Origin of the sequence: Enterobacter pseudoroggenkampii (genome assembly GCF_026420145.1) — a bacterium.
Taxonomy (GTDB): domain Bacteria; phylum Pseudomonadota; class Gammaproteobacteria; order Enterobacterales; family Enterobacteriaceae; genus Enterobacter; species Enterobacter pseudoroggenkampii.
Map to the genome: position 1 here is coordinate 1,878,208 of NZ_JAPMLV010000001.1, position 22,128 is coordinate 1,900,335.

Genomic DNA, 22,128 nt, shown 5'->3' on the forward strand with positions numbered 1-22,128 from the left:
TTCGCTTCGACGATCGCAGAATTTTGTCAAGCGGCGCGCCAGACAGTAAACTACGCGCCAGATCTGGAACCCATTAGGAATTGAATCGTGACGATTAAACTGATTGTCGGCCTCGCCAACCCGGGCGCAGAATATGCGGCTACCCGCCACAATGCCGGGGCATGGTATGTCGATCTGCTGGCCGAGCGGTTACGTGCTCCCCTGCGTGAAGAACCTAAATTCTTCGGATATACCTCACGTATCAACCTTGCTGGCGCGGATGTTCGTTTACTGGTGCCTACCACCTTTATGAACCTGAGCGGTAAAGCCGTGGCGGCAATGGCAACGTTTTATCGCATCAACCCGGATGAAATTCTGGTGGCTCACGATGAGCTGGATCTCCCGCCTGGCGTAGCAAAATTCAAACTGGGCGGCGGGCACGGCGGCCACAACGGTCTTAAAGACATCATCAGCAAGCTGGGCAATAACCCGAATTTCCACCGTTTGCGCGTCGGAATCGGCCATCCGGGCGATAAAAACAAAGTTGTCGGTTTCGTACTTGGTAAGCCCCCGGTTTCTGAGCAGAAACTGATTGACGAAGCGGTAGACGAAGCGGCGCGCTGCACCGAAATCTGGCTAAAAGACGGGTTAACCAAAGCGACAAACCGCTTACACGCTTTCAAAGCGCAATAATCTGCCCGATCCGGCTTTTTTACCGCGCGTCATGCGGGTTACGTGTATAATAGGCGTAGTTATTTACTTTTCATCAATCGGTTATCGTTAACGGATTGATTATCAAGATATTAAGGTGATTTAGAAATGGGATTCAAATGCGGTATCGTCGGTCTGCCAAACGTGGGCAAATCCACCCTGTTTAACGCGCTTACCAAAGCGGGTATCGAAGCGGCGAACTTCCCGTTCTGTACCATCGAACCTAACACTGGCGTGGTGCCAATGCCGGACCCGCGTCTGGACCAGCTCGCGGAAATCGTGAAGCCGCAGCGCATTCTGCCAACCACCATGGAATTCGTGGACATCGCGGGCCTGGTAAAAGGCGCATCCAAAGGCGAAGGTCTGGGTAACCAGTTCCTGACCAACATTCGTGAAACCGAAGCGATCGGCCACGTTGTGCGCTGCTTCGAGAACGACAACATCATCCACGTTAACAACAAAGTGGATCCGGCTGACGACATCGACGTCATCAACACCGAGCTGGCGCTCTCTGACCTCGACACCTGCGAACGCGCGATTCACCGCGTGCAGAAGAAAGCCAAAGGCGGCGACAAGGATGCGAAAGCGGAACTGGCTGCGCTGGAAAAATGTCTGCCACAGCTGGAAAACGCGGGCATGCTGCGCGCGCTGAAAAACCTGACTGAAGAAGACAAGGCTGCGATCAAATACCTGAGCTTCCTGACCCTGAAGCCAACCATGTACATCGCCAACGTTAACGAAGACGGTTTCGAGAACAACCCGTATCTGGACAAAGTGCGTGAAATCGCTGCGGCGGAAGGTTCTGTGGTTGTTGCCGTGTGCGCGGCCGTTGAATCTGATATCGCCGAGCTGGACGATGCCGACCGTGAAGAGTTCATGGCCGAGCTGGGTCTGGAAGAGCCGGGCCTGAACCGTGTGATCCGCGCGGGCTATGAGCTGCTGAACCTGCAGACCTACTTCACCGCTGGCGTGAAGGAAGTGCGTGCGTGGACGATTCCTGTGGGTGCGACTGCGCCTCAGGCTGCTGGTAAGATCCACACCGACTTCGAGAAAGGCTTTATTCGTGCGCAGACCATCGCATTTGAAGACTTCATCACCTACAAGGGTGAGCAAGGCGCGAAAGAAGCTGGCAAGATGCGTGCAGAAGGGAAAGATTACATCGTTAAAGATGGCGATGTGATGAACTTCCTGTTTAACGTCTGAGTCGTCTTGAGTCAAAAAAATCCACGCCCTGGCGTGGATTTTTTATTGCGGGGGTCAAAACACATTTTCCAGGAGTTCTGTCTTCATACTGGCTTCAAAAGGAATGATTTCGGCAGTCGCAAGTTTTAACCTCTGAAAAGGATCCTCGCGTAAGCGCTCTTCAAGAGAGGCAAGGCTCTCACATTTCGCGAGAATGACCCCACCGTTTCTTGGGATCCGTCTACCGGACGCCAGGAAAATCCCCTCTGCGTACCCCTTTTTAAGCCACTCAATATGAGCAGGTATCGCTGCGTCAATCTCTTCGAGTGGTTTTATATAGGTCAAAATGACAATGTGAACCGTGCTCATCCTTTGCCTCTCAGTTAGGTTTTTACGCCGATTGCTGGAACTGCTTATGCAGTTCCTCTGTTGCCATCGGGTATCGTTATCATTTTGGGCACATTTGATCTTAATATGCAGGGCCCGATCGAGACAACGCGTTATTCTTCCTATTCCACGAATAGAACCAGTCATGCCAGCCGTTTTGCTTTACCACATAGCTACAGGCCACAATTACTTCCTTTGACTGGTTGAAAGTTAAGTAATAGAAAATAGCGCCTTCAGGAGGTGCAGACCAAAATAGTTTTTCGCCCTGAGCACTGAAGATGGTCAAAATAGTTGGTAATGGCTTTGGTTCGCTTAACGCAAAGACTAACTGGCGTGTTGAGTCGACCATTGCAGAGTCTAAAAATGGCATCCTAACCCGTATGTTACGTTCAGCACACGCCCACTGAAGCAGGTCATTTTCTTTAATACAAATGAGATTTTCAATCATCGGTAAACCTCAACTTTTAAAGTTTGATCTGTTTCAAATCACCTTCAAAAAGCCCCACAAGATATACCCGGTATCGTGCTGGCTGCACTTCTTTATACGTTAATACAGTAGAAAATTCCTTTACACACTTTGAACAAGTGTTTTTCGAAACATATAATTGGCTTTCATCGTAGATATACTTCTTATGTTCACTAACAAACTTCACACCTCTCATTTTCTTAACAAAAAAGTCTTTCACCTCTTCAGAGAGCGAGTCAAATTCATATGAGTTTACGATAGAATAGATTATTACTCCCTCGCATTCAGGGCATGCTATTTCTGCGCCAGAATCTAAAAAGTCATTATCTATGCCATCCAGGACTAGTACCTTCTTTTTCAGTCGATTAGTTATTCTCATTTTCTATAACCTTTTAATTTTATTAATCAATAATGTCATTCAGTCAAACATTCCATTCGATATAAATTCCACAGTCGAAGCTTTTCTCATTAGACTGTACAATAATGCTTCCCCACTCATGATGCCACTGAGTTCCGTATGGAGGCGTACTAATTTTAAGTTTAGGGCGTGAGGTTATTTCACTATCAACCCATGCTGTCAAGCGCTGTTCTTCTTCAGATAAATTACGCAAATTGGCTCTTTTATCCCAATCCCATAAAGTTTTATAAAAATTCCCATTCTTACTGGTAAGGAATATGCAAGGAGAAAAAGAAAACACAGAAGGCCTCAGTTCTAATATGAAAGTTTGATCTTTCCAATCGATATTATCAATAGAGAAATAATAAGAGCCTATTGTATTCAACGGAGAGAATAACATGTAAAATTCGGAGTTTTTAAAAGTCTCAACATCCTTTAACTCGAGGGGGTAATTGTTAATAGCCACAAAGCCACTATTAACATCAAAATTCATTTCTAACATATCTAAACCACCTTGTCTGGAAGTGACTACATTATATTCCAGGTTAAATATATCCCGTGATTAAATGATTTTATCTCATATGAGACAGAAACCCGCCCCCATTCAAAGCGCCACCTAATCATGTCTGTTTCCGTGGTATCAGGCGTGTCCAGATTGAGTGATTCTTTTAGCCAATCAGATAAGCTTTTCACTGATTCATTTAGCATGTGAATATTAGCTCGCGCATTCCAGTCATTTAATGCGTTATAATACTGACTGTTTTTATCAACAAGATGAAGCATAAAAGGAAAACCATAGCACAACGGGCGTATAGTAACTTGAAATTCTTTGTCGAAAAACGCTACTGAGTCAACAAGGTAGTGATTCGGCATGGTTTTATTTACAGCTTTTCGCTTGTTTAATTCGTGGTATAATCCACTCTTACAAAATCCTTCTTCAGTATCAATTCCCAAAGGAAGATCATCAAACGTCAGATCACCGGTAATCGGATTTAAATTGAATTCAATCATGTTCCCCTGCTTTACTTTTGACTGTCTAACAAGATCTTAATGATATAGTCGACTTAACATGATAACAACTATATGACGATAATTTTCCGTGTAAAATCACATTTGTTATAACATTTACAATAATATCCACATAGCAATAAAGTCTTATTGCCAATGGTGCAATAAGTCAATCCACATTTCTTTTTCCCCAGCGATAACTTTTATGCCATCTTTATTTTGTTTTACATACTGCATGTATGTTTCATAAATAGCTCTTATCATCACCGTTTTTTCAGAGCGAGATCCTTCAATCAAAGTCATTATTTTTTCTAAATAAATTGATGAATTCACTCTTTCGTTGAAAAAAACAATGAGGTAATCGAGTACTTCGTTATATGAATCGTAATTCATGACAGGCTTCTCTGAGCTCTTATTTCGATTTATTTTAGTACATCCAACTTTTGGTTGCGCCTAAAACAGTGTTTCCATTTAACAAAGGAGTCATGTATGCAAGCGTTAATTGATACTGGAACGCTACGCATGGAGATTCTGGTTGGTTTGTACACCAGTTTAAGCAATAAAAACTAATCATTTTCTATGTCAGGAGGAGGAGTCGTAATGCCAAGAACATCTCGCCCAAATCGAATTTCTTCGTTGGTTTTCTTTTTTAATTTTAGGATTATAACACCCAGTAGAGCATTGTTTTTATCTGAATAAATTTTAAAGGAAAATGACTTAGTTAGGATATTAATTACTAAGACAGTTTCTTCATCATAGTTTTCAAGAGCAATAATTAATTCATCAAGTCCTTCTACCTTCAACCCTGTAAGTTTTGTATTATTTTTATGCGCTTTCATTATTCGCAACTCATCTTGAGTATTGTTTATAAATGATGCACATTGAAGATTATTCTTTTTATTTAGAGAAGAACTATATTCATCCGGAATTTTTTCTCGCGCATACTCAATAAGGTCATCATCATTTATCATGGTAAATTCGCCTCAACGTAGCCTCTTAGAAGTCCTTTCAGAATGATTTCATGTTCCTTCATGCGTCAAAAGAAGACTCCCACGACCACGAGTCACCTTGTAAAGGAGTCTATTGAAAGTGCAGTGTCTATATCTGATCCACGCGACCACGCTGCCATCTCTCTTCATTTCTGTACCTCAGAGTAATCGGCCAGTTCAAAAAATACCGAAACTGATTGTCGTGCAACCCTGCCGGTGCATCATCGCCGTCAATACGCGGAAATGAGCGATCGAGACGGTAGAATTCATCGCATGCGCTCAACAGCCCTGCGTGCGGAAGGGAAAAATTGCATCGTTAAAGATGGCGACATAATGATCGCCTTCTTTACGTCTGATTCTTTATAAATTAATCTTCTTTGGTTAGCTTTAAATTTAAAAAACACCTTCTTTAAGAGGATGATTTTTTAATCCACCCCAGGGATCGTCTAGCAAAAACTTAGCTGCAACAGTTTCTTTTGTCGGTACGAGCGTGAAATTATAATAAATTTCATCTCCTTCACAAACTTCATAAAACAGTGAATAAGTTTTATCATTTAATCCTAAGCTTAAATCAAATTTTTCAGTTGCTGAAGCGACTTGTAATTTATGTTGTTCCGTAACAAAAAATGGCACAACGATGCAGCGCTGAGAATTATCATCTAAATTGAAAGATTGTTCTACTTTAATATTCACGTTTGCGCCAAATGCATCATCTGGTAATGGATCAAATATGACATAATCCTTATGAAGTACAGCACCTTGTGAAATATTTCCTTTCCCCCACTGACTCAGTTTCTCATCATAGTCTCGGGATCGTAACAATATTTGACTATGCGAAATCAGTAGATTAACTATTTGTATGTTTTTATTGTTCATTACCTTACCTCGATTTTTATTCTCGTTACACCTGACTGCTCTGATAAAAATGTTACCAATATTACAACATGCACCACAATTACTGCTCTTTGATATCCGTCATCTCTTGCCAGTTTTGATTATAAAAATTTATTGCCATATATTGAACAACTGCCTCCATATCTCCTGTTCCTCATGAGCAATGACTCTATAATCTTGAGTCTTTCGTCTATATACCATAAAGCATGAGTCTATAGATCGAATAGAAACCGTTTTTTCTTTTCGACAACCCTCTAAAATAGATTGCATATCCTGGAGGCAATTATAATCAAGAATATATTTTTGAAAAAATAATTCCAGAAAATCCAATGCTTCATTATAAGATTGCAAATTTATCATAGTTCCTCTGAGAAAATATCAATCTTGTCGTAATTAATAACTCTATTTTCAGCATGCAGCTGTTGAACACGACCCTGGTCGTATTCAGGGTATGAACTGGGAGCTACAGACAACATTTACTTCCTTTGACTTTTTCAATTTTAAGTAAAAAAACGCCTTCAGCCGGTAAAACAAAAGTATTTTTTCTTCCTGTACTTTGAAGATTATCTGAATGGTTGATTAGTGCTCTTCAGAATTTATTTTATGAGGGATTATCTCTCCTCTATATGGTATGTATTTCTATTACTCCAGTAAATAATTTTATATTTACCAAATTTGATGTTTTGTTCTTTATAATACTCTATTACTTCAGATGGATACCAACCATGTCCAAATAAAAAAAGAGCACCTTCGTCAACTAACAGTCTTATTATTCTTTGTTTATTCTGTTCGTCAATTACAGGTATAACCATAAACTCATCTTTTAATGAAAAACCTATCGCCTGCATTTTTTTAATTAAACCACTTCCCAAAACACGTATTTTTATACTAGTCCCAGCCACATCAATAACAACAATTGAATTATCTGGCATCTTATTCAATTTACATTTACCCTTATTAATTGTAGTGAATATATTGCTAACATTCAATGGCTTCTTATGAAAGATCTTCTTCTGTTACCAATCCATTAACAAAGATGGAAAATGAATTTGTCAGATATCTTTGAAGTTTTATATGATTCTCTTGCATAGTCAAATACTCATCAAAAGAATCTGTAGCAAAGTATACAATTGAGTAATTATCTAAATCCAGACAGAAGAAATTCCCTCCCCAATCATTTGCGAAGGGAAAAAGGTTTTTTGGGATCACTTGCCTATCCAACATGCTGACATAGCAACCATCAATTAAAGATCTAGGGTCATCATTTGTCTGACTATTATAAATAAACGGTTTAAACCCAGCCACCTCTACTGGTTCAAAATCTTCATCATCGGCCCACCAACTTTTCTCAGGAGTGCCACCATTAAATTGCAGATAATGTGAAATGAAATCATCAGGAAGAATAATAGATAATTCTTCTTCATTTTTAGCAATATCTGCACGTCCAATCTTTTTTTCACAGTTACTGAAATGATTCATATATTATTTGGCCAGATGATCAAAAAAATCGCGAATTTATTTAAGGTGTTTATGAGCTGTTGCTGTATGAAAATTAGCTTAGGAAGCCCGCCTCCCCTGATGATCAAATATTTATCAGAACATTGTCGACAAGCTCAAAGCCTGAAACCCCCATTGTTGTGTAATTTGGATATTCAGCAACAGATAAACGCCTGATTTCGTCCTCCCCATCATATAAGCCGCCAGCATAATTAAATATTTTTAATTCTTTTTTTTCTTCAGTAAGATTAGCGTGGCCAATAATTTTCCAAATGCCTTTGCTAATATTCTGATTGCCAGTGAAAACAACCTTCATCTCTTTGCCAAACTTTTCAAAAGATAAAGGTCTCAGTGAACTGTTATCTTCAAGCTCCTCCGTATTCTGTATTGATAAAATGCAGAAACCTATTGCTTGCTTAAACTTTTCTTTTGGAGCAAATACAATCTGGCAAATCGCAAATTTCCCATTACTCATCGGAATGACAAAGATGTCACCCTCTTTGTATTTTACTTTCATAAGCTATTACCTTTCAGAATTGATAACGCATCTTTCAATACTTTTCCACCCCAATCACTGTTATGACCCGCAATATCCTATGTGCTAGCATTTAGGTTATAAGGACTAAATGATCTGATTTTATTTATGAGATTTTTTAAGGAGATCACTGACTTAGCTCCACCATTAAGAACCATAATCCTTTGTACCAGGAATTTAATTTCCGCTTTGGTCAAATTATTATCAAATATAATCAACTGTTGCAAATGTGATTTACCCGGTGTATTCGCATGGCTATTCAAACGAGCTGGAGCTTCCCCACGTCCTCCATAGATAATATTCTTTTCATCGTGAAGGGTTATCGTCCCGCTCTTCCCACACCAGGTTATTGCGGCAATCGTAATCCAGGCAGAGAGACCAGCGGTGGATCGCAGGTGTGGAAGGGGAAGATTATATCATTAAAAATTGCGATTTGATAAACTACTTTTTACTATTTGATTTGTTTTGAAAAAAATTCACGATTTGACGAGGATTTTTCAATGTTCTGAACTAGATGATTAATAAATCAAGCATTATAGCCTAAATATGCTATTACTTTCTTTATCCATGTCCAGACTTCCTAACGCTCCAAGATCTAAAGAATAAATCTCATCAGTACCTTTACGCAAATTCAAAAAGTATCCCAAATCACCATCTTGACCAATCAATAAAACGTCAGGCTCCACCGATTGAATTGTGTATGTATTATTTCTTTCAAGCAAGTCAAAACAATTGAAAACATAAAGCTGGCCACCATTTGCTCGTTGAATTTCATAAGAGTAGCTATCTTTGACGTTCTCAATCATAAAGCGCTTATATTCAGAAGGTAAAGACGTGTGTATAATCTTTTCAACTTCATTTAACTGATCAATTAAATCTTGCTTTTCCATATCGGCTTACCTATAAATGAATAAATCCTATATTAAGATAAATATTATCTCCATTAGGTTCGCATTTATTGAGGAATTAGTTGTAATTATTAATAAGGGCAATTATTGTTTCTTTCCTGAAACTAACCAGCCATTAATGCATAATAAAAAATGGAATAAAAAAACCAATTTTTCTTATCAATGTTCTATATATTCAGCGCAATGGTTAAAGATTGATAGAATCTTTATTTATAAACACCAAGCTCTTCAGATCTTGAAATTAATTCATCTTGTAAGGAGCCTTGTATTTCATCGCCGTCATATTCAAGTTTAAAATCCCCATCAATATTTGGAGGGAAACGTGAACCATCGATTGTTCCGAGAACAGTAGAAGTTGTATCTACAATGACCAACCTAAGGAAATTGAAAATTTTCTCCTGTTCTTCTGGGGATAGTTTATGAATTACACTTCTTGCCCGCGAATAAGGATCTTCATCACCATTTGACTTGGATAAATCAGATAGATTATCAATATAATAATTTAGCGTATCGCCTAAAAGCTCGGCAAGTAATGATCTCACAACTAACTCATCTTTATTCACATTATCTCCTACAATTACTTTTACCTTTAGGTTTTGATTTTCTCATTTCAAGATACATTGCTTTATTTTTTGCGATTAATTCCTGAAGAACGCTGTTTGCAATGTCTTGATAAACTCGCCTTAATTCTAAGATGTCTCTAGCAAGCAGTTCCCTCGCATTAGCAAATGGTTAGCCAGTTGAAGGATTAATTTTCTTCGTGAAACAATACCGACACCTTCTTTTGATATAGTATGGCTTTCTTAAGGTACTAAAATTGACGGGCCAGTTTTAGGGTCATAACCTTCTACAAGATCTTTCATAGTAGCTTTTTGCCCCGCTTGATGAGCATCAAGTCCTGTGTTACCTCGCAAAACTATATCTCTCAAATCAGTGTAGACGTAGGTCAGCGTCACGTCTCCATGCAGTTCCTTCAGCAGGCTGAACCCTTCCCGGACAAACCAGGTGGTCACCAGCTTACCGGCGGGCTGTCCGCCCAGCACCTGGCGGCTCGTTGGCGGGTAAAACATCCCGGCGATGCAGAAGCCCGAGGAGGTCGTACTCGCTGCGGGTGGTCAGCAACTACGGGGGCTATCCTGAGGTTGGGGTTATTCGTCACGAGTATAATGACCGATTATGGAGGTTAAGAGTAAGCAAAGTGCAAAAAAGCAAGCAAGGTGCGTGCAGAAGGAAAAAGAAAATTGTTAAAAATGACTATGTGATGAACTACTTGTATTATTCTATTTTTTCATTCAAAGATAAACTCCCTCTTCTAATGAGTTTTCAGTAATCGTTACTTTTGCAAAGGAAATTAGAATATTTGAATCTTGCTTTTTATATTTAACTTCGTAACTACCAGGTTCTAAAGTAATAAACTCACCTGAAATGGCATCTGAGTCGTCAGGCTCAAGATCTCCGCCAGTGACATCTTCTCCCGCCCCAATGAAAACCTTTCCAGAAGGTACGTTTAAAAATAGCGACCCGGTACATTCATCAACATCTCTTTTAATATGGACTTTATAGGTTCCATCATCTCCAAGATTGAGAAATAACACATTACCTTTATTTATTTCTTCAACTTCATCTTCTGGAAGGCTCCACCAATCTACATCATCGTTAAGTCTATGTTTTAGTGACATTAAATCATAAATCACAATTGTTGCTGTATTTGTTTGGAAATGTATTATTGCATGCATAATTTTCAATACTTAATCTTTTATGAAATAATTAAAAACACTATTATGTCAAGTTATAATCTGTAGTATCAATCCCAACTCACATTTCAGCGTTATATTTTTTGAGGATTCCAGTCAGAGTAATCAGCTACACGGATTTCATTAAGAACGAGATCCAGTGGAACATGTGCAATGCTATCTGCGATTTCATCATAAGGCGCTGGCAACTCAAATGAAAAACCAAAGTCGTCATTTATAATAATGAAACCATTAAAAATGCGTTGTTTATTAGTCAAGTCGATTATTTGCCTCATCGTTTGACCTGGTTGTAATATGTTATTATACCTCCCCTTATAGCTTACATTACAACCAATCGAAATGATCGTTCCATCTTCAAGGGTAGCGATTGTGATAGTGTCATCTACAATATATACAAGCCTTTTCTCATCATCAGGCAAAAAATAATCAAAGTAATTTACCTTAAACCCGGTATATAACTCATTCATATATTTACTTATATTTTCACCCAAAAACACGTTACCTAGCGCTCTCCCTGATAAAATATCAGCATTAAAATCAATCATTTACACCCATCCATTCGGAAAAAGAATTAAATTATAGTAAATTCCATCTCCTTCACAATTCAGCGCAATGGTTAAAGATTAACATGATGCATCTACCATTGCACACTCAAAAAAAATGGTATGTTGGAAATATATTTTTACCCTTTAGTGATTACAATGCTCCTATGATCTGTCTCATTTTTTATCCATAACATTTCATCTTGAGGTAACGATCCATCACTGCAGAAATCTACAAGTTCACCTTGCCAATCATCGGGAACATATTTGTGATAATGCATACTTTCGACATATTGGGAATATAGTCTTTTATTATCAAAGTCTATAAACAAATCTGGCATTAGATCATATATATCCCACCAGGTGGTTTTTTGCGAAAGCCTATTATAAAACTCCTCAGCTATATCATCCTTATTATATAAATAAGCATCTTTAATTAAACCATCAATGAATATCTTTGCGTTTTCTTCATTTACAACTGGTATGTTATATCTTTCCTTATGAATATCCTGTAGGTTTATTTCCATCCCACTTCTCACAAAATCTTCTACCCATTTTGCTCTGTCTAAAACCCACATTTCTTTAAAGGCCACGAACCAATAAAATCTTCCTTCGTTCTTTATTATCACAAGGAGTTCTTCATCTTTATTAATATTCATATAATAACCTATTTTACACTCCCCGAGACTGGAATCGCTACTTCGTCAAGCCATTCTGCCCATATTGATGGTAATTCATACGATCTAACTGGCGTTGTCGGATCCACACGCTTAGGAATTAATCCCTCTTGATGTAACGGATTAGTACGATAACCAACCTGAGGTATTGCACTTTCTTCTTTTAAATCCGCCATCCGCTTAGGGACTTTAAAGGAGAATACATTTGCCTCGCTCATGTAGATATTTTTAAAAGTTACAAAATGACCCTTTTCCCACATGAATTATCCGTAATACTTGGCGGAAATAACAAATTATTTTTTCCAATAAAGAATCTTCTGGTTAAGAAAATAATCCGCACGATTAATAGAGGCATCCGCCAAGGCACGGTATGAGAGATACCAAGTTTTCAACTTACAACGAGCAAACCGTAAATCTATTGTCCTGCCATGGTTTGGCCTTCAAGAATCGAGGGCTCTACAGCGGTTTGAACATTCAAAACCTAATGCCCCCGACAGTGATCTAACATTAATGCCTTAAATCGAATATATTAAATTAAAAAGCATTCGACCTTCATTTTTTTCAAGGCTGATGTCATATTCATTGCCAACCACCTTAAATATCTCGTCTTCATTCACAAAAAAAACTCTGTACACTATTGAAGAAATTATTTGTCTAAACATATCTGAAGAAACATGTCTTCTTAAAGTTTTGAGATCAGCCAAATTATTTCTAACAATATAATACGAATAATTCATTAGAATGAAATTTGATATTAGTAAATTCTTCGTGGATTGATACTTGTCAAAACAATGTTCCAAGGCTCTATAAATTGTTTTTTTAGATTTCTCATAAGTATTAATAAAACTATCAGGATCGCAAAGGTAGCAGTTTTTATCATTAAAAGACAGGGAACTTCTATCGTTGTTCGCAACAAACAAAAAATTCAGCACTGATAATTGATAATGTTTTATAGACTTAATATCTTCAAAGTTTTTCTTTTTTTCAAATTGTACATAAAATTGCTCAAGCAAAGACAATATTGAGACATTATCATGCTGAGAAGTATTTATATAAATCCCATCTTTAGTAATGCATAGCAAATTATAAGAGTCATCATCCATGCCCATTTCAAAACACAAAAATCTTAAAAAAAAGCTTTTTGCTTTTATAGCGTAATCTTCTTCGTTATCTTTTAAAGAAAACAGTTGATAGATATAAAACAAGATAAAGATATCTTTATCTATACGCTGTCGGTTATCTATTTGAAAAAGATAACCTAATCGAGAAAGGAAAACTTCAAATGCATACTTACCATCTTCACTTAGGCCTAACTTGTTTAACGCACGCTGAAACATAACTTTAGGAAAGCAAGTTTGCCAACGACTCAACTCTACATGCTTCCCATTTTCTTTTTTAAAACAAACGGGGAATAGGTCCGGTTCATCCTGAACATAGATATATTTTCCGAAACTTTCAATCTCTGCTCTCGCATTAGTGAAGTGTTCAATTTTATGTATAAACATTTCAAAAATCATTACGTAATCCTCTTACCACATTTCTTCCAATTACCTTTAGCATCTTTCTTTTCAATCTGGAATGAAGTGATTTTCTCATTAAAACGAGGAAGGATATTTTTATCCAGGGTTAAATCCTGGTCGGCTATCATGATTAACCCATATGGCTTTATCACCTCGATTATTTGGGACCAATCCACCTTTACCACCACGCTCAGAAGCTGATGCAATCGCTTCATCTTTACTCGTATAGCGTATAACTTCCTCTTGTTTTAATCCCAGAAGGTCTATTCGCGTAAGACTATTTGCACCATACAGGTAAAGATTTATCTCCCCCGCCAGCCCTATCGGGTCCTTCTGCGTAAACCGTCCGCAGTCCGGGTCGTAATACCGGAACAGATTGTCGTGCAACCATCTCACAATGCAGGTGTTGACCCTGCATCCGCAGGTTCTGGGAATATTCTGATCCCTGCGTCTCGCTTTCCCGCAACAGCTTGCCCCAGGCGCAGTTCACCCCTTCCCAGCGCACCTGCCCTTCGATATCCGTCATCCGCTCTGGCGTGCCGTTGGACTGGCAGTGGAACCAGAAGATCCCCGGCGCTTCCACGCCGTCAATTCGCGCCAGCGGGTCGTAGCTGTCCTGGTCGCTGTAGACATAGGTCAGAGGCACGTCTCCGTGCAGCTCCTGCAGCAGACGGAACCCTTCCCAGACAAACCGGCTTGCCGGTTAGCTGTCCGCCTTGCATTTGGCGTCGCATTTTGCTGATGCGTGGTCCGAGCGGGTCGTAGCGGAAGCTGACCTGCATCTGCGGCCTGTTGCGATCCCGCGGCTGGCTGATAACCTCCGTCAGGCGGTGTTCGGCGTCGTACCGGTAGTGCCAGCGGATCTGGCCGTTATCCTTCTCTACGGTACGGCCGTGGATGTCATAACGCCACTGAATACCGTTCAGTTGCGTGACCCGGTTATGGGCAATCTTCTTTCCAGCGCCCTCTAACGGATTACCAGCCGCATCCCAGCGTCACTGCTCCTGACCGGGCAGCGAGCCGTCCTGAGCGAGCAGGCCCCGGCGCTGTCGTACTGCCAGCGGTTCCAGTTAAACGGGTTATCGTCCCGTTCTTCCCGCACCAGGTTATTGCGATAATCGTACTCCAGGCGCCGGGACCAGCGGCGCGGCGACGGGCGCTGGGCATTGCCGGTAAAGTTGTCCCATCGATAAAGATTACATCGTTAAAGATGGCGACGTAATGAACTTCTTGTTTAACGTTTGATTTGTTTTGAATGAAAAAAAACCAAGCTTTGGGATGGTTTTTTTCAATATGGGGGACTCATTGCGCCCCCCGAATACTACTTATAATTGAAGTGGTTTATAACTTATAATTTTATCCGCAATTTCTTCTGCGCTAAGTTCTTCATAATAAATATAATTAGCTGCCTGAGGATCTGCGACACTTCTACAAAGGAGGTCGATGTCATTATCAGCTTCTTCTTCTGTCCCTTCGCTGTGTTGGATTTTCCTTATTAGTTCGATAAGCACTTGTCTTTGCATATTATACCTCAAAAATGATAAGCACGATCTAGAATGTCAAGGTGATATTTTGTTGTAACGATTACTTGATTATCAATCATCATAAATACCGCCTCCATGTTGGATAGGGGTTCTCTGGTGTAGGACATAAGATCTATTTTTCCCGCTCCACTGTGTATCATGCACTATTGGAGCTTTTCCGCCCCGCATTCCAGAAACGACAGAGCGTGGGCTTTTGTCAAGGCATTTCGATTTGGTTGCTTAATTAAGCGAACTGCTCATCATTATTAAAATCATGTTCTATATGTGTCATTTTCCCTATAATAATTCACCTCATCGATAAACCATTTATTCCCATGACCTCCACTATTTTTATTCTTCACCATATAGTTCAAAGAACTGACTAACATCCATCCTTTCAAAGAAAAAGTTTCTACTGCTAAGGGCATTTCCAGACCCTCTTCATCAAGGTATATTTCGTCATCCTCCAAACTTTGGATATAATCCCAAGAGATATAAAAGAAGTGAGTATCTTCAGGCCGTGCTTCCCATGTATTTATATTAGTATAAATCCATTCACCAGGCTCTAACTGAGAAAGACTTGCTATTAATTCATCTATAGATGTATATGTATTCATTATACCCTCACAATTATCTGCATCGAGACCCCCCCAAGTTTTTCTTCCACCATATCCTTTCGGGTCATAATCCAGATGCCTTGAGTTATGATCTGGCCAATCAACCAATTGTAACAACCCACCAACTCGCTCATGATGATGCCAAGTTGTTTCCCAACCAGAACCTGTTGGAGCTGTTCTTAGGAGCGCGCCACGCTTACCTGGTGAAACCTTTTCAAATATGCCCGGGAATTTTTCCTCAAGGGAAGCTCTATATGATGGGTCATTATTCATTTTATAATATAATTGTCTGTTCGCTTTCTGGAAGTGTTTTCCGTCACTCATTCTAAACATGTTTTTAGGTAAGTTTTTTTAATATTGACTTTATAGGCGCCATCATCCCCAAGATTGAGAAATAATACACTCCCTTTATTTACCTCTTCTACTTCATCTTCTGGAAGACTCCACCAATCTACGTCTCCATTTATTCTATGCTTTAATGATATCAAATCATAAATAACTAAAGTGGTAGTATCTGTTTGTATGCTTATGATTTTTCTCATTCCGTAAGCAAAGGCCGGAAATACCTCCACGGTCTAGCCTATTAGTTAACAAAGCTTTCTATAGATTTTATAATGCTTTTATAGAATTGAATCGACTCTTCACCGACTGGTATATTCTCAGTCGGCAATTCAATTGGCACTCCATGCTGATCATATATTTTATTTCTGACAGGATTTTTAAAATAATGCTGTGGTAAAATATCCACTTCGCTCGTTTCGATAGTTTTAAACGTTACGAAAGAACCGTTTTTCCAACATGAATTATCAGTAATAATTGGTGGCAATAGCAAATTATCTTTTGCCAATACAGCATCTTCTTGAAGCGAAGATGTAAAATAGTCATATATATATAACTATAGTATTTTTGAATGGGCCGACATCTATTTTACCCAGGGCGACCATACCATAGCCTAATCGATCATCATTTAACTGGAAGTAAAAAACATCGCCTTCTTTTGGCCACTTTTTTTGCTTTTCATTTCCTGACACTACTGTAAGTCTGTCGGCCATTTTACATTAACCCCATTGTTTTTAAGCCAGTTTCCACCCCACAAAACAGCATCCGAGTATAACTTTCTTGTAGGACTTATGCTATTGATAGAATTTTCAAAATGGGAATTATTGTGAATAACTGCTTATTCTATGCTCCGTGCATGACCGCGATTTAGCCTTCTTCAGTGATTCTAAATCCTAAATACACATGGGTATTATTCCCACCTTTTGCCTTTCTTTTAATCCAGTCAGCAAATGACATGTTTCTCACTGACCGTTAGGGCTTCCATTTTTGCAAGCGGTTAAACCTATAGGATCCCCCCAGCGCATTCGGCGCATACTGGTAAAGATTTATCCCCCCGCCAGCCCTATCGGGTCCTGATGCGTAAACCGTCCGCAGTCCGGGTCGTAATACCTGAACAGATTGTCGTGCAACTCTCTCACAATGCAGGTGTTGCCCCTGCATCCGCTCGTTCTGGGAATATCCTGATCCCTGCGTCTCGCTCTCCCGCAGCAGCTTGCCCCAGGCGGTGTTCGCCGTCGTACCGGTAGTGCCAGCGGATCTGGCCGTTATCCTTCTCTACGGTACGGCCGTGGATGTCATAACGCCACTGAATACCGTTCAGTTGCGTGACCCGGTTATGGGCAGTCTTCTTTCCAGCGCCCTCTAACGGGTTACCAGCCGCATCCCAGTGCCACTGCTCCTGACCGGGCAGCGAGCCGTCCTGAGCGAGCAGGCCCCGGCGCTGTCGTACTGCCAGCGGTTCCAGTTAAACGGGTTATCGTCCCGTTCTTCCCGCACCAGGTTATTGCGATAATCGTACTCCAGGCGCCGGGACCAGCGGCGCGGCGACGGGCGCTGGGCATTGCCGGTAAAGTTGTCCCATCGATAAAGATTACATCGTTAAAGATGGCGACGTAATGAACTTCTTGTTTAACGTTTGATTTGTTTTGAATGGTATAAATTACTGTTCTTACGCCTTCTTACGCAGATAGAACTCAAGATATTTTTTAGGTCTATCCTGAAAAGCACGCTCTTTGCCGTAGTTATAAGCATCGTTAAAATATTTATACGCTTCATTGAATTGATTCAACTCGTAACAGACCATACCCAAGTCGATTAACGGTGCAGTGTCTATATCCGATCCACGTGTCCGTAAAGCCGTCTCTCCCCATTTCTTTGCCTCAACGTAATCCGCAAGATCAAAATATGCGCTGTACATGCATGCAGAGATCCAGTTGGCAAATTCTGATTCGGACTTTGGTTCAGGAAGAGCTTGCCAGGCCTTTTGGTATTGTTCTAAAGCCTCGGCGTATTTTTGGCTGTCGTGTAACTCGTTTCCTTTTTCAATAGTATTTGTTATAGATATTTTCATACTCAAGCGCCTGTCCTTTTAATTAAAAATCCTTTTCTAAGCAACAATCGAATTCAATAAAATGCATTATTAAATTATCATTTTATATTATAAAATTATTACATTGCAATCGATCATCTTATAGCAAATCTTTTTAAGTATCAATGACTCTATAACATCCCAATCACCTCCACCGAGGCCAGCGCCTATTCTTGGCATTTGTACTGAAAGGCGGTTTACTAAAGCAAAGTCAGATAACTTTTCAAGACAAACTTCCAGGGATGCATAACATACGTATTGATTTTTGTCATTGACATTTTTCTTAATACCATCTTGTGCATACATATTAGCAATAAATATCTGTTCTTTAGCATCAACCAAGACAAAATCAACCGTACCTAATTCTGGGGTGTTATTTCCATTGAAGCTATTGAGATAGTATTCCTTTGCAGAAGGATATTTATTTGAAAGAGACAGAACAAAGCCTTTACCCCATTTCCCTTTATTATTCACAATGTGAGCAATAACTATGGATTTTTTCAAAGGTTCCACAGCATTTCCAGACAAGAGCTTTATTTGTTTTTTTTCTTGCAATGAACTCGTTGATGTTTTCCAGAAAGTTTCAAATTCCTCATTCGAAATTTCTTCAGTATCACTTAAGTCCAGATCGCTTTTTTTACCATCATACAGCAGAAAACCAACTTTCTCGTTTTTATCTAGCAAAGAGGAAGATGCATAACAATCGCCATCTATAATATTTATTTGTCGTGTGGCCACCTCCCCTATGAATTCATTGAGAATAATTCCTTCACCTGCAATAAAATCAACGTTACCTTTATAGTATTTTTTCACATCAACCACAACTCCTCGCACTTTTAACAATTCTTTCGGAGACATCAAGATCTTTTGTGTTTAAGATAAAGAATGTATTTTTCCGGGGTTCAATTACATCCAGGCCAGTAACATCTATGTCAACAAAATGGCTTATACCTTTTTATTTTCTCGTTTAGGATGGCAACTGTCCAATTTATATTGGAAACACTATGATATAGTCATATAAGTAACTTCAATTGAATCATATATTTTACCAGTTCTCCACTTACAATTCATGAGGGTCTAAGCAATAGTGGCAGAGAATTGTTCCTGTTAGGTTATGAGGGTCATAAGCAGCATCAACATGTCCCCACTCCCTTGATACAGGAAGAACAATAGTAGATTTAGTTTTGAACCATTCCCTTAAACATCGGGTGACTTTCCCTTCGGTTCTATTCTGTTTTCCCATCAATAATTTTTCTGGGGCGAAGCGCCAACTACGAATTATTGAGTTAGGATCATTGGGAACCAAGAAGTCAATTATTAGATATATATCTCCGAACTCATGGTCACCTTTAAGGATAGTTCTGTATGAGACTGTTTTATTGTCTTTTTTTTCAGGCCACCCCTCCCACCTTACATTTGTATTATTAAACAACTCTGTCTTAGTAACTCTTGGTCCTAATAGAACCCTTTTATTAAATTTAAGAACACCAGTTTCTGCGTCAAAATTCATTTTCACATCCCAATATCAAATGGAAGACCAATAGGTTCCAGAACTTTTTTATAATTCGAAAGGAAGAATTGGGTACCGCCACCGCTTCCTAACATTTCAGTATCTGGTGACAAAGCTTGTCCCGTACCAGCAATAGCATCTCGTTTGACTCTATACATCTGAATCTTACTTCTAAACCCATATTTTTCATGAGGTAGAACTTGTAAACTTTCCCATAATTTTTGTCGACTACCACTAGCAGTTTCTAAAGTGGCTTTGTCGAAATAAAATCCTGACTGCCCAGGTGCTCCACCATAAACAATATCGCCTTCTTTAAGCATTGTGTTTGACCAAGAATAACGACCTTGATAAATCCCTCTTCCTTGCCACTGCCTACCAAATGCCGCCTGGTTATGGTCATTTTATCGAGTCGGTGCACACTTCGCTTTCAATCCTAATGGATCAACCCAATTCAACGGATTAGTGGCGTAAACGTAAGTATTTATACCGCCATTAAAACCTATCGGGTCATCGGAACGATTCGGACGCCATCATACTTTTTAACACGTTAAATAATAAAACGCCGGGAAGATTTGATGCTCTTCCCGGCCAATTATTATTGAATATTATTCATAAACTCTTGCAGCCATTAAAATATCTGCAATAAATGTCCAGTTAACATTTTCTGGAACAGGTAATTTTTGATTTAAATAATATCCATCCATATCTTCAACCCAAGATGCCATCGATTCAAAATATGAGGGTAAGTCTTTGCTCTCCCACTCACTTAGATTATTTCTGGCATTTGAAGATAAATTCTCAAGAAATTTAATAAAATCGTCTCTAGTATTTATTCCTTTAGTATTCATAACAATATTACTCCAGTACTTTTTTATTCCATCACCCAATTTGAAAATAATCGACTTACCATCTGTTTTTGTTGTCATTTTCCACATCTGATCAGCAGCTTCACTAGGTGAGGCCCATTTAAATGGAACTCGTTTCCTTTTTCTACAAGAGATGTAACTTTTTCATCAAATTTATCGAAACCGTTTTTCATATGCTTATTCATTATCAATCGAAAAGAGACCTCCTTGCCTATATAAAAGTGGTTTTAAGCGAAAAATGTTGTCAGAAGTAAGGAGGGTTCTAAAAGTGTTAGTTTTTATTATTAACCTAGCCAAAAAAGAATTGCTTAAAACCTTCCGCCTCAACATCCTTAAGCTTGCTTTTTAGCATTAAATCGATATCTTCCAGAAAGTCCTCTCTGAAATTAAAATCATCATCTGTAGCATCACCATCATATTTACTTTGTTCGATCTCAATGGCAGAACAAAAAGCATCCAAAAAGTCGGCTAACGAATTGGAAATAATGAAATTTCTTTTTTGAATACTACCATAAACAGGAGATGTGATATTTTGGGTATCACAAAAAAGAACATCTCCATTTCGTTCAGCAAAGATTATATATTCATCGCGCCAGGTCGTGTCATTTTGAACTCGCCAGCCTGATAACATTTTATTAAGCTCTTGGGGCTCAACAATCTGTATAATGAATGCACCATCAAATGTTGGGTGGTCTTTTAAAATCAAATGGCTATAAAAAAATCGAATTTCACCATTTAAATTTACAGGAAAAGAAGTTTCATTTTCATCGTCTGCATAGTCTATCTCTCCCATATTTAAATCATTCATTTTGAATTTCTTGACAAAGTCTTGGATAGTATTTTTTATATGCATTATTCCTCTTTAAGAGTTATCATTATTGGCTACGCTTAAAATTACCATATCCATAGTTGAAAAATGTACTCATAATCCAAAGAACTTCTTCGCGCCATTAAAAAAGAAAAACAAAGAATCAATAATGGCACGACACCCTTCAATATTAAGGTAGTTTATTGCCCTTTCTTTTACGATTTGAGTGTATTTCGTAGAAATAATCTTCACAAAAAACGTCTAAAGCATTTTCCAGTGGAACAAGTTTCAACCCCCGGAATCCTTTACTGTCTATAACTTCCTTGACCTCTTGTTTAACAATGATAAAACCACCTAACAATGTGTCGTTCAACGAAAGTATATCATTTTCTAGCGCATCATCCTTGAATTCAATTTTAAAAGGTATGGTATCTCCGAACTTATCCTCTTCGAGAATAGATTTATCCTTATCTATAACATCGCCGCCTGGAAAATATGCATATTTAAAATCATCCCGAAGAACTTGACCATTCCCAATCGAAACTGGTGTAATATCTCGGCCAAAAAAAACATTGTGCTTATAATTTTCAAAAATCGAAAATAAAGACTTATCCATCAAGTGTCCAAAGTCTTTTTTATAATAGTCAAATTTCAAAGCCCCAACATTTTTATTGCACAACAAATAAATATGGTCTGGGCATGCATCGTCTGTTATTCGATAAGGGAAGGGAAAGGCAGAGCCTTCTATTTCCCAGTTTTCATTAACCTGTAATCTTTCATCAACCATGCCCTGTAAATTTCTTGGCATGCGTGATGATTCAAAGTCATTCATGATCACATAATAGGACATTAATTCATTCCCCTGATTTTTTTGTGGGAACATGACCCATCCAAATTTTATTCTTCATATCAATCTGGATCCGCCTTTTA

Annotated in this window: 35 protein-coding genes and 2 pseudogenes; 2 read left to right on the forward strand and 35 right to left on the reverse strand. The window is 38.9% G+C overall.

From position 1 onward, the window contains the following. Nucleotides 1–87: 87 nt before the first annotated feature. Together pth and ychF are read left to right on the forward strand one after the other, a co-directional pair. Nucleotides 88–672 carry an aminoacyl-tRNA hydrolase gene (gene pth / locus OTG14_RS09175; RefSeq protein ID WP_023336005.1) on the forward strand — a complete coding sequence of 195 codons (585 nt, stop codon included), beginning with the start codon at nucleotides 88–90 and terminating at the stop codon, nucleotides 670–672. A 126-nt stretch (nucleotides 673–798) separates the two neighbouring features. Beyond that, complete coding sequence (gene ychF, locus OTG14_RS09180) at nucleotides 799–1,893, forward strand: redox-regulated ATPase YchF (RefSeq protein WP_010432886.1); 1,095 nt, start codon at nucleotides 799–801, stop codon at nucleotides 1,891–1,893. 54 nt (nucleotides 1,894–1,947) lie between these two features. Here the strand turns inward: ychF and OTG14_RS09185 are convergent, their stop codons facing one another. The 35 genes and pseudogenes from OTG14_RS09185 to OTG14_RS09350 form a co-directional block, all read right to left on the reverse strand. Beyond that, nucleotides 1,948–2,241 carry a YciI family protein gene (locus tag OTG14_RS09185; protein WP_267214967.1) on the reverse strand — a complete coding sequence of 98 codons (294 nt, stop codon included), beginning with the start codon at nucleotides 2,239–2,241 and terminating at the stop codon, nucleotides 1,948–1,950. Between the two features lie 100 nt (nucleotides 2,242–2,341). After that, complete coding sequence (locus tag OTG14_RS09190; RefSeq protein WP_024907060.1) at nucleotides 2,342–2,707, reverse strand: hypothetical protein; 366 nt, start codon at nucleotides 2,705–2,707, stop codon at nucleotides 2,342–2,344. A gap of 16 nt (nucleotides 2,708–2,723) precedes the next feature. Then, nucleotides 2,724–3,104 (reverse strand): hypothetical protein, encoded by a 381-nt coding sequence (locus tag OTG14_RS09195; RefSeq protein ID WP_047958859.1) that lies wholly within the window; start codon nucleotides 3,102–3,104, stop codon nucleotides 2,724–2,726. Nucleotides 3,105–3,147: 43 nt separating this feature from the next. Then, nucleotides 3,148–3,624, reverse strand: coding sequence for a hypothetical protein (locus tag OTG14_RS09200; RefSeq protein WP_061714950.1), 477 nt, complete (start codon nucleotides 3,622–3,624; stop codon nucleotides 3,148–3,150). A 26-nt stretch (nucleotides 3,625–3,650) separates the two neighbouring features. Then, entirely contained in the window at nucleotides 3,651–4,133 is a 483-nt protein-coding gene (locus OTG14_RS09205) for a hypothetical protein (RefSeq protein WP_024907058.1), read from the reverse strand. Nucleotides 4,134–4,277: 144 nt separating this feature from the next. Continuing rightward, nucleotides 4,278–4,523 (reverse strand): hypothetical protein, encoded by a 246-nt coding sequence (locus OTG14_RS09210; protein ID WP_024907057.1) that lies wholly within the window; start codon nucleotides 4,521–4,523, stop codon nucleotides 4,278–4,280. A 173-nt stretch (nucleotides 4,524–4,696) separates the two neighbouring features. Further along, the gene (locus OTG14_RS09215; RefSeq protein ID WP_024907056.1) at nucleotides 4,697–5,101 is read right to left on the reverse strand and encodes a hypothetical protein; all 405 of its coding nucleotides are present in this window, start codon (nucleotides 5,099–5,101) and stop codon (nucleotides 4,697–4,699) included. A 411-nt stretch (nucleotides 5,102–5,512) separates the two neighbouring features. Beyond that, nucleotides 5,513–5,995 (reverse strand): competence protein ComJ, encoded by a 483-nt coding sequence (gene comJ, locus OTG14_RS09220; RefSeq protein WP_267214968.1) that lies wholly within the window; start codon nucleotides 5,993–5,995, stop codon nucleotides 5,513–5,515. 629 nt (nucleotides 5,996–6,624) lie between these two features. Beyond that, nucleotides 6,625–6,945 carry a hypothetical protein gene (locus OTG14_RS09225; protein ID WP_071994458.1) on the reverse strand — a complete coding sequence of 107 codons (321 nt, stop codon included), beginning with the start codon at nucleotides 6,943–6,945 and terminating at the stop codon, nucleotides 6,625–6,627. Nucleotides 6,946–7,009: 64 nt separating this feature from the next. Then, nucleotides 7,010–7,492 (reverse strand): SMI1/KNR4 family protein, encoded by a 483-nt coding sequence (locus OTG14_RS09230; protein WP_023292200.1) that lies wholly within the window; start codon nucleotides 7,490–7,492, stop codon nucleotides 7,010–7,012. 103 nt (nucleotides 7,493–7,595) lie between these two features. Then, on the reverse strand, nucleotides 7,596–8,027 hold the full coding sequence (locus tag OTG14_RS09235) for an immunity 26/phosphotriesterase HocA family protein (RefSeq protein ID WP_024907053.1): 432 nt from the start codon (nucleotides 8,025–8,027) through the stop codon (nucleotides 7,596–7,598). A gap of 551 nt (nucleotides 8,028–8,578) precedes the next feature. Continuing rightward, the gene (locus tag OTG14_RS09240) at nucleotides 8,579–8,935 is read right to left on the reverse strand and encodes an SMI1/KNR4 family protein (RefSeq protein WP_023292198.1); all 357 of its coding nucleotides are present in this window, start codon (nucleotides 8,933–8,935) and stop codon (nucleotides 8,579–8,581) included. 224 nt (nucleotides 8,936–9,159) lie between these two features. Beyond that, on the reverse strand, nucleotides 9,160–9,516 hold the full coding sequence (locus OTG14_RS09245; protein WP_073961520.1) for a hypothetical protein: 357 nt from the start codon (nucleotides 9,514–9,516) through the stop codon (nucleotides 9,160–9,162). A 240-nt stretch (nucleotides 9,517–9,756) separates the two neighbouring features. Continuing rightward, nucleotides 9,757–9,966, reverse strand: coding sequence for a hypothetical protein (locus OTG14_RS09250; RefSeq protein WP_267214969.1), 210 nt, complete (start codon nucleotides 9,964–9,966; stop codon nucleotides 9,757–9,759). A 279-nt stretch (nucleotides 9,967–10,245) separates the two neighbouring features. Further along, nucleotides 10,246–10,689: a DUF6386 family protein gene (locus tag OTG14_RS09255; RefSeq protein WP_267215209.1), complete on the reverse strand. Its 444-nt coding sequence runs from the start codon at nucleotides 10,687–10,689 to the stop codon at nucleotides 10,246–10,248. Between the two features lie 92 nt (nucleotides 10,690–10,781). Next, a complete protein-coding gene (locus tag OTG14_RS09260; RefSeq protein WP_267214970.1) occupies nucleotides 10,782–11,252 on the reverse strand; it encodes a hypothetical protein in 471 nt (156 codons plus the stop codon). A gap of 137 nt (nucleotides 11,253–11,389) precedes the next feature. Beyond that, nucleotides 11,390–11,908 carry a hypothetical protein gene (locus OTG14_RS09265; RefSeq protein ID WP_024907047.1) on the reverse strand — a complete coding sequence of 173 codons (519 nt, stop codon included), beginning with the start codon at nucleotides 11,906–11,908 and terminating at the stop codon, nucleotides 11,390–11,392. Between the two features lie 8 nt (nucleotides 11,909–11,916). Then, nucleotides 11,917–12,186 carry a hypothetical protein gene (locus OTG14_RS09270; RefSeq protein WP_155267927.1) on the reverse strand — a complete coding sequence of 90 codons (270 nt, stop codon included), beginning with the start codon at nucleotides 12,184–12,186 and terminating at the stop codon, nucleotides 11,917–11,919. 255 nt (nucleotides 12,187–12,441) lie between these two features. After that, complete coding sequence (locus OTG14_RS09275; RefSeq protein ID WP_267214971.1) at nucleotides 12,442–13,443, reverse strand: hypothetical protein; 1,002 nt, start codon at nucleotides 13,441–13,443, stop codon at nucleotides 12,442–12,444. Next, nucleotides 13,443–14,641: pseudogene (locus OTG14_RS09280) on the reverse strand (RHS repeat domain-containing protein); the annotation flags it as partial. The gene OTG14_RS09275 and the pseudogene OTG14_RS09280, both read right to left, overlap by 1 nt. A gap of 130 nt (nucleotides 14,642–14,771) precedes the next feature. After that, on the reverse strand, nucleotides 14,772–14,969 hold the full coding sequence (locus tag OTG14_RS09285) for a hypothetical protein (RefSeq protein WP_023292191.1): 198 nt from the start codon (nucleotides 14,967–14,969) through the stop codon (nucleotides 14,772–14,774). Nucleotides 14,970–15,041: 72 nt separating this feature from the next. After that, complete coding sequence (locus OTG14_RS23805) at nucleotides 15,042–15,158, reverse strand: hypothetical protein (protein WP_350310066.1); 117 nt, start codon at nucleotides 15,156–15,158, stop codon at nucleotides 15,042–15,044. An 83-nt stretch (nucleotides 15,159–15,241) separates the two neighbouring features. Next, the gene (locus tag OTG14_RS09290; RefSeq protein WP_267214972.1) at nucleotides 15,242–15,910 is read right to left on the reverse strand and encodes an HNH endonuclease family protein; all 669 of its coding nucleotides are present in this window, start codon (nucleotides 15,908–15,910) and stop codon (nucleotides 15,242–15,244) included. Then, nucleotides 15,907–16,158: a DUF6386 family protein gene (locus tag OTG14_RS09295; protein WP_267214973.1), complete on the reverse strand. Its 252-nt coding sequence runs from the start codon at nucleotides 16,156–16,158 to the stop codon at nucleotides 15,907–15,909. The genes OTG14_RS09290 and OTG14_RS09295 overlap by 4 nt, the downstream gene beginning before the upstream one ends. 11 nt (nucleotides 16,159–16,169) lie before the next feature. Continuing rightward, nucleotides 16,170–16,433, reverse strand: a complete 264-nt coding sequence (locus tag OTG14_RS09300; RefSeq protein ID WP_267214974.1) for a hypothetical protein — start codon at nucleotides 16,431–16,433, stop codon at nucleotides 16,170–16,172. A gap of 34 nt (nucleotides 16,434–16,467) precedes the next feature. Beyond that, nucleotides 16,468–16,638, reverse strand: coding sequence for a hypothetical protein (locus OTG14_RS09305; protein WP_267214975.1), 171 nt, complete (start codon nucleotides 16,636–16,638; stop codon nucleotides 16,468–16,470). A 301-nt stretch (nucleotides 16,639–16,939) separates the two neighbouring features. Next, nucleotides 16,940–17,515: pseudogene (locus OTG14_RS09310) on the reverse strand (RHS repeat domain-containing protein); the annotation flags it as partial. Between the two features lie 79 nt (nucleotides 17,516–17,594). Beyond that, nucleotides 17,595–17,996 carry a hypothetical protein gene (locus OTG14_RS09315; protein WP_024907040.1) on the reverse strand — a complete coding sequence of 134 codons (402 nt, stop codon included), beginning with the start codon at nucleotides 17,994–17,996 and terminating at the stop codon, nucleotides 17,595–17,597. A gap of 87 nt (nucleotides 17,997–18,083) precedes the next feature. Next, the gene (locus OTG14_RS09320; protein WP_048991413.1) at nucleotides 18,084–18,872 is read right to left on the reverse strand and encodes a macro domain-containing protein; all 789 of its coding nucleotides are present in this window, start codon (nucleotides 18,870–18,872) and stop codon (nucleotides 18,084–18,086) included. A 202-nt stretch (nucleotides 18,873–19,074) separates the two neighbouring features. Then, the gene (locus tag OTG14_RS09325; RefSeq protein WP_267214976.1) at nucleotides 19,075–19,524 is read right to left on the reverse strand and encodes a hypothetical protein; all 450 of its coding nucleotides are present in this window, start codon (nucleotides 19,522–19,524) and stop codon (nucleotides 19,075–19,077) included. Between the two features lie 2 nt (nucleotides 19,525–19,526). Then, nucleotides 19,527–19,844: a hypothetical protein gene (locus OTG14_RS09330; RefSeq protein WP_267214977.1), complete on the reverse strand. Its 318-nt coding sequence runs from the start codon at nucleotides 19,842–19,844 to the stop codon at nucleotides 19,527–19,529. A gap of 81 nt (nucleotides 19,845–19,925) precedes the next feature. After that, nucleotides 19,926–20,027 carry an RHS repeat-associated core domain-containing protein gene (locus tag OTG14_RS09335; RefSeq protein WP_080690917.1) on the reverse strand — a complete coding sequence of 34 codons (102 nt, stop codon included), beginning with the start codon at nucleotides 20,025–20,027 and terminating at the stop codon, nucleotides 19,926–19,928. A gap of 102 nt (nucleotides 20,028–20,129) precedes the next feature. Continuing rightward, nucleotides 20,130–20,450 carry a DUF7660 family protein gene (locus OTG14_RS09340; protein WP_228117518.1) on the reverse strand — a complete coding sequence of 107 codons (321 nt, stop codon included), beginning with the start codon at nucleotides 20,448–20,450 and terminating at the stop codon, nucleotides 20,130–20,132. Nucleotides 20,451–20,679: 229 nt separating this feature from the next. Next, nucleotides 20,680–21,198, reverse strand: a complete 519-nt coding sequence (locus OTG14_RS09345) for a hypothetical protein (protein ID WP_267214978.1) — start codon at nucleotides 21,196–21,198, stop codon at nucleotides 20,680–20,682. Nucleotides 21,199–21,388: 190 nt separating this feature from the next. Further along, the gene (locus OTG14_RS09350; protein WP_232473017.1) at nucleotides 21,389–22,081 is read right to left on the reverse strand and encodes an Imm43 family immunity protein; all 693 of its coding nucleotides are present in this window, start codon (nucleotides 22,079–22,081) and stop codon (nucleotides 21,389–21,391) included. Nucleotides 22,082–22,128 lie beyond the last annotated feature (47 nt).